Source organism: Oscillatoria sp. HE19RPO (assembly GCF_024220515.1).
Taxonomy (GTDB): domain Bacteria; phylum Cyanobacteriota; class Cyanobacteriia; order Cyanobacteriales; family Laspinemataceae; genus Laspinema.
In genome coordinates, this window is record NZ_JAMXOT010000235.1 from 13617 (window position 1) to 29982 (window position 16366).

A 16366-nucleotide genomic window follows, 5' to 3' on the forward strand; every position below is an offset into this window, starting at 1 on the left:
CCGGTTGGAATCGGTCTATAAAAACCCGCAGGCTCAAGCCTGGAGGCTCACAAGACAAAGCCTGCCTGCGCAGGCTACTCCATAAAAACGACTTTTCATACCCGGATTTGGTATCAAGACCATCCCGAGGGTCAAAAACGGGTCCGCAATTCTTCCCGCTAAGGGGTTAACTATGAGCGTGACACGCAATTTCATTTTGAATCCCAAACGTCTGTTTCAGACCTGGAAATTCCCGATCCGTCTGGTGCTTGTCGTGCCATTTGTCCTGCAAATTTCCGTGGCGGTGGGATTGACGGGTTGGCTATCTTTGCAAAATGGACAACAAGCGGTGAATGACCTGGCGGCGCAGTTACGTGCTGAAATTGTGGCGCGGATTGAGACCCAGTTGCGGGATTATTTACAAGCGCCTCGGATGATTAATCAAATTAATGCCAATGCGATCGAGTTAGGTCACCTGGATTCCCAAGATACAGGCAGTCTAACTCGACAATTTTGGCGGCAGCGAAACTTAGTCGATCGCATTACAGTTTCGGCGATTTATTTAGGCGGTGCTGATGGGGAATTTATCGGATTAGGCTTTCAAAATAATAACCGATGGGAAATTGGTCGCGCCGGTCGTTCTACCGGGGGAAATTTTCATAGTTACGCCGTTGACAATTTCGGAAATCCCGGGGAATTGCTAGAAGTGGGTAATCCTTATGACCCGCGCATTCGTCCTTGGTATGAGAAAGCAGTGCAGGAAAATCAACCCATTTGGAGTGATATTTATGTAGATTTTAAAGACCCCAGGCTGAAAATTACTCTGGCACAACCGCTGTATGAAGAGGGGGGAAATTTACGCGGGGTTTTAGGGGTAGATTTTGTATTATCCCACATTCGGGAATTTTTAGAAACGATTAAAATTGGCAAGTCTGGACAGACTTTTATTATGGAGCGATCGGGACTGTTAGTGGCGACTTCAGTCCCGCAACTCCCCTATCAAATTGAAGGCGATCGAGTGAATCGGATTGCCGCCGTGGATGTGGAGGATTTTTTAATCCGGGAAACCGCGAAGTATTTAAAGAGTTATTTTGGAGACTTGGCTCAGATTAAAGCTCAAAAGCAAGTGGCCTTTAAGATTAAAGGCGACCTCAAATTTGTTCAAGTTGTGCCATTTTCCGAAGGTGAAAACTTGGATTGGTTGATTGTGGTGGTAGTCCCTGAATCCGATTTTATGGAACGGATTCAGGCGAATACACGCACCACGATTCAGTTATCTTTGGTGGCATTAATTCTAGCCATTGGAGTGGGATTAATGACGGCGCGATGGATTACCCATCCCTTGTGGCAACTGAGTCAAGCGAGTATGGCGATCGCCAATGGGGATTTTGAACGCCGGGTTTGGGTCGATCGGTCTGATGAGTTGGGGACCTTAGCCAAAGCCTTTAATCAGATGAGTGCTCAACTCAAATCCTCTCACGAACAAGTGGCAGAATATTCGCGATCGCTAGAACGAAAAGTCCGCGATCGCACCCAAGAACTCCAAGCCGAACAAGAAAAATCGGAACAATTATTACTCAATATTTTCCCCGCCGCCATTGCCAAACGCTTAAAAGACAATCAAACCGCCATCGCCGACTATTTCCCCGATGTCACCATTTTATTTGCCGACATTGTAGGATTTACCACCCTCTCCTCTCGCGTCTCTCCCATCCAATTAGTCTCATGGCTCAATCACATTTTTTCCACCTTCGATCGCCTTGCGGAAAAACATGGATTAGAAAAAATCAAAACCATCGGCGATGCTTACATGGTTGTCGGGGGACTCCCCGAACAACGTCCTGACTCCGCCGAGGCGATCGCAGAAATGGCCCTAGAAATGCAGCAAGCCATCCAAGAATTCTGCATCATCACCGGCCAACACTTTCAAATCAGAATCGGCATCAATACCGGACCCGTCGTCGCCGGAGTCATTGGCCTCAAAAAATTCATCTACGACCTTTGGGGAGACACCGTAAACGTCGCATCCCGCATGGAATCCTCCGGCCTCCCCAGTAAAATTCAAGTCACCACCGCAACCTACCATCGCCTCAACCACCAATTTACCTTCCACAAACGAGAACCCATCACCATCAAAGGAAAAGGACAAATGATCACCTACTGGCTAATCGATAAAACCCCCAATCCCCCTCAATCAAATCCCCAAATCCCTCAGTGAAAATCCGTGAAATCCGTGGTTTATCCCTCTACCTCAATGGAGCCTATATAATCAATTAACCGATGTACTTCTTCAAAATCTTGCATCAACCGTTCCAAATCCAGCAATCCGATTAATTTCGGCCCATCCTTAGCTTTCGAGTATTGTTTCTTTTTTATTTTCTGTTGTCCCCTAACAATTTTCACGGATTCAAAATATTGACCTAAAAGAGTCTTTAATTTTTCACTGGGCTTTTCAATTTCTTCCGGATGTTTATTTTTAATTAAGGGATTGCTGGCAATATCTTGGTCCTGTTTTTTTCGAGTCAATCCTTCAGTATTCCCAAATTCTTCAATCTTATCAACTTGAGACAGTATCCACGCTTCCATTTCCTGAATCATAAAAAAAATTCGCGTTGTATCCAACGGTTGATATCGCGCCAATCTGTCGGGAATTTTTTCTTTGGGTCCATCTAAATCGATGAGAACAACTGCATTAGACTTGTGGTTTTCTATCAATTCCAGATATTTTTTGGTTTGGCTGATACTGCCAAAGGGTTGAATTATGAGATTAAAGTCTGGAGGGGATAGCTTTTGAGATAATAATTTATAAAAACTTTCCCGAAAAACAGCCGTATTATCAACGGCCAGTACAGAGGTATTTTCTGAGTAGACTCCCTCGATATAAATCGTCACATCTACTACCATCTCTTGCCACCTATCAAACCTTGTAGCCAAGCTTGACCGACTAAAAAATCTTCACCTATTTCATCAGGAAAATTATAATTAACTACCGTTTCATTCCCCTCATTCTTTTCAAAAACTAAGACATCCTCTAGCTCAAATAAATTCAAGAGTAAGGGCGAATGAGTTGTCAGAATGATTTGCGTCTCTTTTGAGGCTTGTTTCAGAGCTTCCGCCACCGTATTAATCATATCCGGATGCAGATTAGTTTCTGGTTCCTCAAGACAGACCAGATTGCCCCGTTCGGGATTAAATAATATAGATAACAACAGAAGATACCGGAGGGTTCCATCTGAAATTTGTTCAATAGAGACAGACCGACTTAAATTTTTTTCCCGAATCACTAAATATAACTTGGAACCAATAAAATCGAAATTAATATCTTTGAAAAATGGGTTAATTTTCTGAATGGCTTCTTCAATTTTTTCATAGTAAAGAGAATTGTTGTTTTTAATCTTATTAATAATTGTCATCAAATTTTGTCCATCAGGCAACAATTTTGTTTCTGTGCCATAGCTTGCAGGTTGTCTGATGAGACTAGAAAACGTTGTATCAAAATTAGCATAGACCGCCGCATATTCTAAGGCTCTTTTCAAGGTAAACAGGGGATAGTATCTTTCTGGATCAGAAATTTGACTCAAAACCGGCTCAGTTGTTTTGAATGTAACTTGTTGATTGTCTTGGGGATATTTTTGGATGCCGACTCTTCCCTCTTCCCTTGTTGAAATGATTCCCTGTCCATTATTCATTTCCATAAAAATAAAATCCTGGTTAGGAAAAGTTCTGGAATATAATTTTTCGGCTAACCCATAAGACGTTAAACCCACCTTATAAATCTTCAGTTCATAAATGGGATTGTGCCTAAATTGAAAACCTTGCTGATTGTTTTTGCTATTAATGAATTTTCGGTTAAATTCAAAAGATAATTTAATATAGTCTTTCTCATTAGCCGTAAAATTTGCGACCGTGGGAAATCCGCCCCAGGTTTTTAAAAATATGGATTCCAATCCATTTCCAATAATCGCTTGGTATAATAATTGAATAGCTTTGAGTAAATTTGATTTACCACTGCTATTAATTCCTAACAAAATATTCAGACCGGGATTCAGTTCTATCGTGGTAGGACCTCGGAAACTGAAAAAGTTCTCCAATGTGATTCGTGAAAACATAATGTTCAGGGGGGGATAGGGCGTGAAATGATATCAGGTTGAAAATTGGAGGGGTTTGGGGGTTTAATTATCTGGAAATAGAAAATATTAGAAATTTTCAAGTATTGTGTGGCAATTGTCAAGTTTTATGCTCACTCTCAATCAAATCCCCCAAATCCCTCAGTGAAAATCCGTGAAATCCGTGGTTTATCCCTCTACCTCACCAATCCTCCCCGAACTTTCCGTAACGATTCAATCGTGACGATCGCCTGTTGTGCCACTGTATCAATCTCCTCCACTGTATTAAATCGCCCGATGCCAAATCGGACCGAAGCAAAGGCCAACTCCGGCGATCGCCCAATCGCCTCCAACACATGAGATGGCGCAATTTTAGCCGAAGTACAAGCGGAACCCGATGACACCGCCATCACCGATTGCAGTCCCAACAACAACGCTTGACCATCCACTCCCGCTACACTTATATTTAAGTTACCCGCTAATCGTTGGGTGGGATGACCATTCAAAAACACCGACTCCAACGATTGCAATTGTTCCCATAACCGCTGTCGCAATGTTGTCAGGCGATCGCCTTCTGACTTCATTTCTGCCAATCCCAACGCCACCGCTTTGGCAAATCCCACAATCTGAGGCACATACAGGGTCCCCGATCGCAATCCCCGTTCATGTCCTCCCCCATGAATCTGAGGCGCAATTTTCACCCGAGGATGACGCCGCCGAACATAGAGTGCCCCCACCCCTTTTGGTCCATAGATTTTATGGGCCGTTAATGACATTAAATCCACCTGCATCTCCTGCACATCCAGGGGGATTTTTCCAATCGCCTGTGCTGCATCACTATGAAAAATAATCCCCCGTTCTTTACAAAGTAACCCTATTTCTTTTAACGGTTGTAAGACGCCAATTTCATTATTAGCTGCCATCACGGACACCAACACCGTATCGTCACGCAAGGCATTTTCTAATTCGGATAAATTTAGCAATCCATCGGGTTTAACCGGCAAATAGGTAATTTCAAATCCCAAAGTTTCCAAGTAGGCACAGGGGTCAAGAACAGCATTATGTTCCGTTTGAACCGTAATGATATGCCGTCCTTTTTGAAAATAACTTTCTGCCACCCCTTTAATGGCTAAATTATTAGCTTCCGTTGCGCCACTGGTAAAAATAATTTCTTCTGGGGAGGCATGAATGGCCTCAGCTAGGGTCTCTCTAGCTTGTTGAATGGCAGCTTCTGCTTCCCATCCATATTGATGATTGATGCTGGCGGGATTTCCGAAATAGTCGGTAAAGTAAGGCAACATTGCCTGAATCACCCGTTGATCTACCGGGGTGGTGGCATGACAGTCGAGATAAATGGGGCGATCGGACATAAGCAATATTAGGGGAAAGAGTAGGCTCTAACTTTATTTTATCTCGAATCGCCCCTACATGGGGGTGGGAAATTTAGACTATTTAGGAGTTGTGGCGATTCTCGAATCGCCCCTACATGGGGGCGGTAATTTAGACTATTTAGGAGTTGTGGCGATTCTCGAATCGCCCCTACATGGGGGCGGTAAATTCACACCTTCCTGTGATTTTCTCTTTCTCACTCCAGTTGCTTTAAGGCCAAGTATTCAGTCTTGATACCTGGGCGATCGCTCGGTTTAGCCGACTGAATGCGGGTGGGTAATTCAATTTTAAATTCGGTTCCTTTTTGAGGATGAGAAATACATTCTATCGTCCCTTGATGTTGCTGCACCACAATTTGATAAACCATTGATAATCCGAGTCCGGTTCCTGAACCCACGGGTTTTGTACTAAAAAAGGGGTCAAAAATTTGGGATTTAACGGATTCGGGAATTCCAGGGCCATTATCAGCAATCCGAATGGCAACTCTGTTTTCGCTTAAACTTTCAGTCTGTATGGTCAAACAACCTGGGTTTGAAGCGGAATACCAACGAGCGTTTTCTATGGCATCAATGGCATTATTGAGAATCTGCAAAAAAGCTTGATTAATTTGGGCGGCGTAGGATTCAATAGCCGGTAATTGTCCGTAATTCTTAATCACCTGAATCTGTTGATGAGTTTCGTTCGATTGCAACCGATGACCTAAAATTAATAATGTATTTTCCAAGGCTTCATTGATTTGAATGCACTGGAGTCCCGAGCGTTCAAAATGGGTGAATTCTTGGAGAGATAAGACAATTTTGCGAATGCGATCGCTCCCATGTTGCATGGAACCAATGACTTTCGGTAAATCTTGCAGCATGAAATTCAAATCGATGGATTCGAGTTTGGTTTGAATCGCATCACTGGGTTGATTAACTTCTTTTTGATATAACTGCACCAGGTCAATTAAGTCTTGAGTATAGTCTTGGAGATGACTGAGATTGCTATAAATAAAGGTAACCGGATTATTGATTTCATGAGCGACGCCAGCGACGAGTTGACCAATACTGGACATTTTTTCGCTTTGGATTAATTGAGACTGGGCGCGTTGTAAATCCTTGAGGGTTTTATTCAGGCGTAAACCGGCGCGAACCCGCGCCATGAGTTCCTCGGTGTCAATGGGTTTAGAGAGGAAATCATCGGCCCCAGAGTCCAAACCAATCACGCGATCGGTCACCAATTCGCGGGCGGTTAAGAGAATAAAAAAGGTACTGGATAAAGCGGGGTTAGCTTTGACGTGCTTGCAGACGGCTAATCCATCGAGTTGGGGCATCATCCAATCGCAAATAATTAAATCGGGACGGAGTTGCTCTGCCTGATGGATACCCTCCTCACCATCGGAGGCGATCGCCACATCATGACCTTCACTTTCGAGCAAGTCTTGCAAAACAATCTGTACCGTAATATCATCATCAATCGCTAAAATTTTACCCATAATCTAGTTATCATTGATAATTTTTGCGTTTAATTTTGTCCCTTGGCCCTGGGACTCTAAACATACCGTACCCTGATTTTTATTATAATTTAGACCCGCTACTGTTAAAGTATCGGTACTCTCATTGATAACCTGGGGAGGTTCCCAAAACCTGGACGTTCTGAGCCAGTCTGTGAGGACTAGACACTGGGTTTCGGGTCTTTTGAAGGGGAAGGCTATCCGGGGAAACCCCTCTGCAAAAGAGGGGCTGATTCACAACTTAACCCGGGTTAAAAAATCGGAGGGGGGTTGGTTAACCGTTTCACCTTGGGATTTAAGGTAACTCGGTTAGATGAGTGTCAATAAACTCGCGAACGCGCTGTAATTGAGCTTGCAAGCGAGATAAAAGGGAGTTGGCTTCAGATAAGCGATTTTCCCGAGCGAGAGTGCCTATCTGTTCAGCGAGGGCCGACATCCCTTGCGCGCCGACATTGGCACTGGAGCCTTTGAGTCGATGGGATACCCGGTCAACCTTAACACAATCATTGGCTTGAATAGCGGAGGCGATCGCCTGGGTATCCGCAGTGGCGGTGGTGGCAAAGGCATCTAATAGGCGGCGCTGGAGTGCTGGTTTGCCGCGAGAGACTTCTTCCAGACGGTCCAGGTTGATCGAAGGGGGGGAGTCCGAGGCAGTCGCCTCAGCCGGATCCGCAGGGAACTCCGGAGTCGAGGAATCCGGTTCTGGGGGTTGACTCAACGGGTTGATCGGCTGATCGGGTTGAGCAATCCACTGTTCTAAAAGCGCACTCAAGCGATCCAGATGGACGGGTTTGCTGATATAGTCATCCATGCCAGCGGAGAGACACTTCTCCCGTTCCGCAGATAGAGCATGAGCGGTCAGAGCAATGACAATGGTTTTGTGAGGTGGGGACGGGTCCGAGGACTCGCCATCGGCAGAGGGACAGAGGGACCCAGTTGCTTCCCGTTTGCGGATTTCTTGGGTGGTTTGATAGCCATCTAATCCGGGCATTTGACAGTCCATCAAGACGATATCGTAGCGCTTTTGGCCGAGGCGGGCGATCGCTTCAACACCATTTCCCACACATTCTCCGTGATAGCCTAATGCCTCTAATTGGTGGAGAATCACCTGTTGATTAATCGGGTGGTCTTCCGCCACTAAAATATTCACCGTAGAACGAGTCCGGGGTGCGACTGGGGTTTTGGCGGGTTGAGAAACGGGGGGACTGCCTCCTTTGGGTTGAGCCTCCACGGTTTGCGGGCGTAGGACCACCGTCATCAGACTATCCAACAGTTGGGACGATCGCACGGGTTTGACCAGATGTCCTTCTACAAAACTCAACCCTCGTTCTTGTGAGGATTGGACCAGTGCCAAGGCGCGATCGCGATATTGGAGTGTGGTCATCAAAAATAAGGAAGTTTGTGGGGGAAACGGGGATAATTTTTGGATAAATTCTTCAACTAGGGAGGGTTGAAGCTCGTCACTGAGGGTACACTCTGTACAATCATCTTTACAGTGTCCGTTTTCCTGGCGATCGCAGTCAATTTCTAAGAGCAAATGGAGGTCAACGATCGCCACTTGATAGGGTTGTCCTGTGGTGGCCGCCTCTTGCAAAGTCTGGGACAACTTGCTATAATTTTCCACTTCATCCAGACCAATTCCCCAATCCGCAGCTAGATATCGTAACGATTGACGAGTCGAGGCACTCTCGTGAGCCACCAATACCTTAACGGAAGTGAACGCGACTGGCAGAGCACAACGGGGAAGCGAACCGGATACCCGAGTCCCCTGTTTGCGAAACTTGAGTTCAAACCAAAAACTAGACCCTTGATCGGGGTAACTTTCCACCCCGATTTCTCCCCCCATCCGTTCCACCAATTGTTTACAAATCGCCAATCCTAAACCGGTCCCCCCATAACTTCGGGTTGTGGAAGTATCCACCTGAGAAAAGGATTGAAACAGTTTTTTCTGGCGAGGAATGGGGATACCAATCCCCGTATCTTGCACCGTAAACCGCAGCCAAACTTCTTGCCCTTTTGGATCTAACGATTCCTGCTTCATCGACTGATTGACCTGAACAACCACCTCCCCGCGCTCAGTAAATTTAATCCCATTGTTAACCAAATTTAACAGAATCTGACGGAGGCGGGCGGGGTCTCCGATTAAGTGCTGCGGGACCTTCGGATCAATCCAGACGGCCAATTCTAACTTCTTCTGATGGGCTGGAGCCGCTAATAAATCCACGACTTCTTCAATACAAGTTGACAGTTGAAAATCTAAAGATTCGAGATTCATTTCTCCGGCTTCCAGCTTAGAAAAGTCCAAAATATCATTGATGACTCGCAACAAATGTTCCCCACTGATGCGGATGGTTTCAGCACAATCCCGTTGCTGATTAGAAAGGGGGGTTTGCAATAATAAACCCGTCATTCCTAACACCCCATTCATGGGGGTCCTAATTTCATGGCTCATGTTGGCGAGAAATTGGGATTTGATTCGGGCTGCTTCTAGGGCAGTTTCCCGAGCTTCCACCAGTTCATTAATATTATCGGTGACAATGGCAATTCCTCCAACTTCCCCAGTGGGACTGTACCAAGGCTGAATCGCCCAACGCTGATACAGTTTAGACCCGTCCGCCCGTTCCCAGCAATCTTCACTGCAAGAGATAGCTTCTCCCTCTAAAACCCGTTTCAGCAGGGGACTCCATCGCTCAAACAAATCCGGCATCACGTCAAAAAAGTGACAGCCGATCCAGGAAGGAGGGTTGCAGCAGATCTCGCCTTTGTAATCACTCAACCACTTTTGAGAATGGGCAATATAGCGCAGATTGCGATCGAGCATTGCCATCGCCACAGGTGCGCGATTGATGATTTCTCGCAGTTGCAGGCGTTCTTTTTCCAGGGCTTCTTGGTACTGTTTGCGGTGAGTGATATCTTTGTGAGTCCCTAAGATCCGGCGGATGTTGCCTTGCTCATCCCGTTCTACCACCTTTCCTCGGTCCAGAATCCATTGCCATTCGCCGGTTCGGGTGCGAATCCGGTATTCAAGTTCAAACACCGGAACCCCGCCATTGAGATGGTGGTTCCAGGCAGCGATCGCCCGAGGCAAATCATCGGGATGAATCAGTCTGTGCCAAGATTGCACCGGATTCTGGGTTTCATCGGGCATCCAATCAGCGATCGCCCGCCATTTTTTCCCAATAAACAAATCTCCCGTTTCCAGATTCCAATCCCATAATTCCAAATTGCTGCCTTCGAGGGCTAATTGCAATCGTCGGTTACTTTCCTGAAGGCGATCGAGGCACTTTTGATTTTCGCGATCGCATTGGGAGAAAGTTGGTCCCTCGCCATCGGCGACCGTCACCTCTACGATATTGGTATAAATACTAAAAATTCCCACCACTGCGCCCCTGTGATCGGGAATGGCATGAGCGCGCAAAAAGGCCGTCTTGCCGGTGCGGTCTTTTTTTTGTAACAAGACTTCTGCACACCAACTATACCCTTTGCGAACACTTTGGCAAATTTCGCGATCCAGTTCGGGAGTGCCATACAGTTGGCAAATCCCTCCGGCTGCATTGATTTCATCCCGACTATATCCAAATTGTTCCTTCCATGCTCTATTTTGATAGGTGAGAATCCCGTTGAGGTCAGTAATGGCAATGGCATCGGATGCTTCATTTACACCCCACTCCAGCCACGATCCAGTGGCGATCGGCTCGCGCTCACGATTCCCTAGAGTGCGAGTCGGAATCCTCACCCGAACGCGCTTCGGGTGTTTGGGATGTTTCAGGAACAATCCGGTTGAGGCGTCGCGATCGCCCCATGTCCGATGCGGTTTGCGGATACAGGACCGCGATTGTCTGAGTTCGACGGTTAATAACATCGAGGGTTGTAATTGAATCGGTTGTATTCGAGAACAATCTCCAGGATTCGGATCCGATGTCAGTCTCTGCGATGTCAGTCTCTGCGGTTCTGCCGATGTCTGCACCCGGTCCGCTGCGATCGCCCTTCGTCCCTTCCAAATCAAGAATACGACTTGATGATAGGGGTCAAAAACAGGTTTGATCGAAAAATTCACCCCCTTTCCCCTGCCGTTGCTAGGGTCGAGTTCCAGGCAACTGCGAACGAATTCCCCTTCCGCCGCTGTGGCGATCGCCTGCTTTAATTGTTCTTGTGTCTCGTTGTTCTGATGGGAAGTTTCCTGGCATTCAGGAGGAGTCCACCCGCGACTGTTCCAAAAGGGAAGACCCACTTCCTCTTCCATCCCTGAATCACCGCCTCTGTCCCCGAGGGTTTGAATCTCCACAAGGGTTCCCTCGGGTTTGAGCAAGGCGATCGCCTCCCAGGGTTCCGGGACCGGAGATGAACCACTCCCCTGAATATCTCCGTTAGACTGTCGGCGATAAGCAGCGATCGCCCGTCCTGCGGTTTGCAATGCAGGGATAGACCCGGGATTGACCGGGTTCCGGTGGGGATACTCAAACCCCATCCATCCCAGGCAACAGTCATCGGCAATGGCGGGAATCAGCAGAATCGAGGCGATCGGGCGATCGGCAAAAAAAGACTGGTCTGATTCCGGCAGTTCCGCCACCGCCAGAGACATTGCCTGTCCCCCGCAGGCGCTGATCTGCTCTAAATCCGGTAAATTCGGGACCCTACCCTCCCTGGGGAAGTTGTCCGCATACCACTGCGATCGTAAACCAGTCCCCCCCCCATCCCCTGTCCCTGGCGTTTCCCAGAAGTAGGCCCCCGTTGCACCGGACACCTGGGCCAGCCGTTGTAGAATCTCTTGATAGAGCTGAGTTTCACTCTCGAAATCTGGGGTTACAGCCATCAGTAATTGTTCCTGAATCTCCACCAATGCCCTCAAATAGGTTGAACCCGAACTGGCATGATCCAGTTTAGGGTCAGGGTCCCCCTGGTCTCCCCCAGAACAATCCCGTGGTGACGTCCCCGAACTCCGGTTTGAGCAACCCTTGATCCGGCCAACTTCCCGGGTCAACGGAGGGTTGGTTGGTGCCGGAGTTTCTACCGCCTGTTGCTGACTGTTTTGGGGATTCCCACTGATCGGGCGACCTTCCCATTGCCAGGATTGTTGTTCCTCAATGGCGATCGCCATTAATTGCATCAAGTCTTTCCAATGGTCTGAATCTAGGCGAAAACTCACCTCAACCCGAACAGGTTTAGACTGTCCTTGGGGATGACCTTCCTGATTTGGCGCGGATGTAGCACGGGTTTTCCCCTCAAAGCTTCCAGGAATAGTCTCATCGTCCTGATTCCAGGCGAAATCGAGCAGTTCCAACACAATCCCTGGATTGCGAGTCTCTGTACTCGGTTGACTAGATTCTACGGATTTAATCGGAGTCAATTGGCGAGTTCTTGAGGATGAGAGTGGGGTGGGTTCTACGGGAATGACCATTTGATATACCTTTTTTTATTTCGACTTTAAATTTTGGAGTGAACTATTCTAAGATTCAACCTTTCCCGGGAAAAGTTACTATGCTGTTGGTGATTTTAATGGTTTCTTTATTTTTTCGTCCAGAAAAAATCAAGAATTGCTTCCAGGCTAGAGGATGGCGGGATGTTTGGCTCGGCAGTTGCCCCACTCAATTTTAGGCTTAATGTCACTTCTGCCTTAGTCTAACCCGAGAGTTGGCAGCAGGGAAGGATTTAGGGGCGATCGCAGGCAGAATGGTCAAGGTTTGCCCCTGGGTTGCCCTCAATTTTGAGGCAGTCGGCTAGAGTTCTAGGAACACCTGAATCTTTCTGGATACCCGGTCAAGTCCTCCTGGGTGAGGGGAGATTTCACAGCCTCACCGGGGTGCAATGGCAAGGCTATCCACCGGCTTTTGAGTACCTATATTTCCCCAGGGATTAGCCCGGAGTTGGAAACGATGTATTTCCCAAAAAAGCTTTGTGGTTTAAGGGTTTAGCGGGAATTTGCAGTGTTCTACGGTTGATGAATGGCCACCCTGTATAAAGCGCAGTGGTGATCCATACCTAGGGATTTCGGACGGTTTTACCCGGTTCACCATTCTCCGGGGTGTGAGATGGGAGTGGCCCTTTCCACCCTTCCAACAGGGGAGTCGATCGCAAAGGAGAGGCTTTGCGATCGTCAGCGATCGCCACTTCACCCCGAAGGTGTTTCCGATCTCAAACCCCATTTATCCACTGCCCAACTGTCATAAATATTGCGAAATATTACAAGAATGTGCGCTTTTCTCAGGGGGATAGTTTTGATCATCTCAGCACTGATTGGCCAGTATTAAGACCGGATATGGGGAGGCGATCGCATCAGCTACCCCACATCGGGGGTTTCTGAAAAAATTTCTCCTATTTTTCAAAGGAGGCATAAGGCACAGCCTTGTCCTGAACCCGGTCAATCGGAATATGGTCCGGGTTAGAGTTCCCAGAAGTGACAAATTTGACCGGATCGGGCAACTGCCAACTCCCTGGATCTCTTCTCTGGGTACAGATTGCCTCCGGTGAAAATTCCTGATATCAAATCTCCCTCAATTTTAGCTCAATCTGAGCGAGTTTTTTCCCTGGGGTAAAGGGTAGCTATCCCTTGAAGAGTCAACCGGATTAGCACAAGGACGGGGGACCTACGGTACAAATACTAGAGGGGTTTGAACGGATTTGATTGCCGAATGTTCACCGGAGTGCGCTGAGTCGTATTATAGCGATCGCAGGGGATTGAAGATCCATCCCAGCCTCAGTGCAAGGGGCCGATCGCCCTCGACCGTTAGCCAACTCCTGATGGGATTGAACCGCTGTTTGATAGGTTTAAGCCCAAATCAGTAATCGAGGGAATCCTGCTCTTATTTTAGGGGGTAAGGGGAAACATTTGATTGAGGCGATCGCCCCTGAGTTTGATTCCGGGAATAGAGTCGGGTTAAACCCAAATTGGTATAAATTAGGGTTGAGGACGGCCTGTACCCGAGGATTTACAACCCATCTATTTTATCCAACTTAAAGTATTGGGCAAGCGGTACAGCCACAATTCATCCGGCGATCGCCTCAGAAGAGAGCGTCGGCACAGTAAGGGGAAGACAGAGCGGGTTTCTTGAAAAAATCTCTGGGGATTCGCCACCAATCTAATACAGAAACCCGGTTTCTTGTGCCAGCGATCGACCCCTCTATCGGCATCCTCGGGGGTAAGGATTCCGGAACGGATCAAAAATAGCGAACCGCCCCATTCTGTACAATTAACCAGCTACTGCTAGAGGGTATTCCTTTTAATAAAAGTCTTCTTTCTTTCAAGTCAACTCAGAGGGGTAGAGTAGGGGAAGTAACCAGGCGATCGCACGCCGGTGGCGATCGGCTAATCAAAAAACAAAAGGTTTTGACGAAATCAACGGCTTCACTTTACAATAAAAATCGGGATTGGTAATGTAGAGCCATCTCAATACCACCGTAGGGAGAACCGGCTTAATCGCGATCGTCTCAATCGATAGCGCAAGACAGACGGTCTGACAGACAAAAAGATTGGAGTAGAGGTGGCAAAGCGCTTTGCCACCAGATGTTTCGACCTGACGTCACCAACGCCAGGGCGATCGGGCCAATCAAATAACTAGACTTGTAAGTAGGAAACTGTTTTCTAGTCGTGTTATAAAGGTTAACAGAACGGCGCACTCCCAAGGGAGAACGTCGGTCTACAAGCGCGATCGGCTGCCAAATCCCCGCAACCTTTCATCACATTCGTAAACGCGATCTCAGCCTTCTAGTAATATTCGTTGCTAAAAGTGGACGCGCTTCGATGTATTTTCGATCTATAAATCCCAAATTAACCCTGTATGACGTCCCCAAGACGCTATAGGATGGGATAACCCTGTATGACGTTATAGAAAATGCCAACCAAACCAGTTACCTTAAGACTACCTGAAGAACTCTTAGAGGCGATCGATGAGATTGTTGTCTCCACCAGTTCTAATCGCACCGAAGTCGTGGTTAAAGCTCTCCAACAAGTCTTTTCCGGAGAAGCAGATCAACCCACCCCGACGACAACCCCTGAAACAACTGCAACCCCTGAAACAACTCCCGATACCACCCTCCTGAAACGACTCGAAGAGCTAGAGGTCAAAATCTCTAGCGTTATGGATCGCTTAGATTCTGATGTTCTCTCCCGTCTAACCAAACGAGTCAGCGTCTTAGAAGAAGGATTAAGTTCCTCCGAACCTCCGACCCCGGTCGAGAAGACTCCGAGGAGCACCAAAACTGCAACCAGCGGCCAAAAAAGAACCAGCACGGTCAAGGAAACCAAGGCAAGCAAAGCCTCCAAAGAACCCCCCGAACCCCCGGCCTCCAAAGAACCCGCTGAACCTCCAGCCTCCAAAGAACCCGCTGAACCCCCAGCCTCTAAGCAGTCTAGAACTAAAACCACAACCAAGACGACCAATGGACGGCGACGTCAGGCTAAAGCCGAAAAAAAGCTCCCCGCCGCAAAAGAAACCTCTAAAACAAAAACAACCGCTCCTCCGCCTCCGGCAGAGGAACCCACTCCCACCAAACGTAGAACTCGCGCTAAATCTACTCCAGAGGTCACAACCACAACCCCTGCTTCCACAAAAAACAAGCGGGGGACGATAGAATGGCTCACGGTCAAAGAGGCATTTGAAAAACTAGGCGGCGATGCCAGTGACCCCGAATCGATTATTTCTAGTAGTGATGGCGATCGCACCGTCAAATTAAATCGGTTCCGGGTACTGAGTGCCTCCGATTATCAAGCCTTTGGTTTAGAATTCCGACCCGATCGCCGTCGTCGCCGCTTACCCTGTTTGCGGAAACTCTAACCCCACGCAGTATCCGCTACCCACAACCGCACGATTCCCGAATTCATCCCACGGAGTGCGAGTTGATTTCTGAGCGATCGCTGGCATCATTCCAAAGCGTTCTCCCCTTTCTCCCCTTTCTCCCCTTGTTCCAGGAGAGAAAGGGGAGAACGCTTGAGGAGAATGCCTTCGGTCCTCCTCCAGATAGACTCGGGTTGATATCATACCCAATCCGGTTGGTAAAAGTCGATTTTCATTTTTAGTCCGCGCAGGTGAGGCTCCGTCCTGTGAGCTTCCAGGCTTTCCTAGCGGAACGCTCATAGAACAGCCTGCGGGTTTTTACAGACCTTTGACAACCGGATTCCGTATCAGTCGGAAAAATACCCAAATAAAAAGCGCCCCCAAATTGGAGGCGCTTTTTTTATTCAAAAGTCAGATTAACCATTGATAGAAGGAGCAGTTAAAGCAACCGGAGTCGCTTCACCAGCAGCCAAATCAAGGGGGAAGTTGTGAGCATTACGCTCGTGCATCACTTCCATACCCAGGTTAGCCCGGTTAATCACATCAGCCCAGGTATTCACAACACGACCTGTCGAGTCAATGATGGACTGGTTGAAGTTGAATCCATTCAAGTTAAAGGCCATCGTGGA

At 47.6% G+C, this 16366-nt stretch carries 8 protein-coding genes and 1 pseudogene; 2 read left to right on the top strand and 7 right to left on the bottom strand.

What is annotated here, in order from left to right:
* The first annotated feature begins 172 nt into the window (after nt 1-172).
* Nucleotides 173-2197 (top strand): adenylate/guanylate cyclase domain-containing protein, encoded by a 2025-nt coding sequence (locus NG833_RS20645; protein WP_254567155.1) that lies wholly within the window; start codon nt 173-175, stop codon nt 2195-2197.
* A 20-nt stretch (nt 2198-2217) separates the two neighbouring features.
* On the opposite strand, the gene NG833_RS20650 is transcribed toward NG833_RS20645, so the two are convergent.
* From NG833_RS20650 to NG833_RS30555, 6 genes are all read right to left on the bottom strand, one after another.
* Nucleotides 2218-2883, bottom strand: a complete 666-nt coding sequence (locus NG833_RS20650; RefSeq protein ID WP_254567156.1) for a DUF4276 family protein — start codon at nt 2881-2883, stop codon at nt 2218-2220.
* The gene (locus NG833_RS20655) at nt 2877-4088 is read right to left on the bottom strand and encodes an AAA family ATPase (RefSeq protein ID WP_254567157.1); all 1212 of its coding nucleotides are present in this window, start codon (nt 4086-4088) and stop codon (nt 2877-2879) included. Before NG833_RS20655 ends, NG833_RS20650 begins: the two co-directional genes overlap by 7 nt.
* A 194-nt stretch (nt 4089-4282) precedes the next feature.
* Entirely contained in the window at nt 4283-5455 is a 1173-nt protein-coding gene (locus NG833_RS20660) for an IscS subfamily cysteine desulfurase (protein WP_254567158.1), read from the bottom strand.
* Between the two features lie 215 nt (nt 5456-5670).
* Nucleotides 5671-6948, bottom strand: coding sequence for a sensor histidine kinase (locus NG833_RS20665; protein WP_254567159.1), 1278 nt, complete (start codon nt 6946-6948; stop codon nt 5671-5673).
* A gap of 313 nt (nt 6949-7261) precedes the next feature.
* Nucleotides 7262-12364, bottom strand: a complete 5103-nt coding sequence (locus tag NG833_RS20670) for an ATP-binding protein (RefSeq protein WP_254567160.1) — start codon at nt 12362-12364, stop codon at nt 7262-7264.
* A 581-nt stretch (nt 12365-12945) separates the two neighbouring features.
* Nucleotides 12946-13074 carry a hypothetical protein gene (locus NG833_RS30555; protein ID WP_256556093.1) on the bottom strand — a complete coding sequence of 43 codons (129 nt, stop codon included), beginning with the start codon at nt 13072-13074 and terminating at the stop codon, nt 12946-12948.
* 1721 nt (nt 13075-14795) lie between these two features.
* Between NG833_RS30555 and NG833_RS20675 the strand changes: the two genes are divergently transcribed.
* The gene (locus tag NG833_RS20675; RefSeq protein WP_254567161.1) at nt 14796-15737 is read left to right on the top strand and encodes a hypothetical protein; all 942 of its coding nucleotides are present in this window, start codon (nt 14796-14798) and stop codon (nt 15735-15737) included.
* Nucleotides 15738-16153: 416 nt separating this feature from the next.
* Here NG833_RS20675 and NG833_RS20680 read toward each other — a convergent pair.
* Nucleotides 16154-16366 (bottom strand): annotated as a pseudogene (locus NG833_RS20680) (photosystem II q(b) protein); the annotation flags it as partial.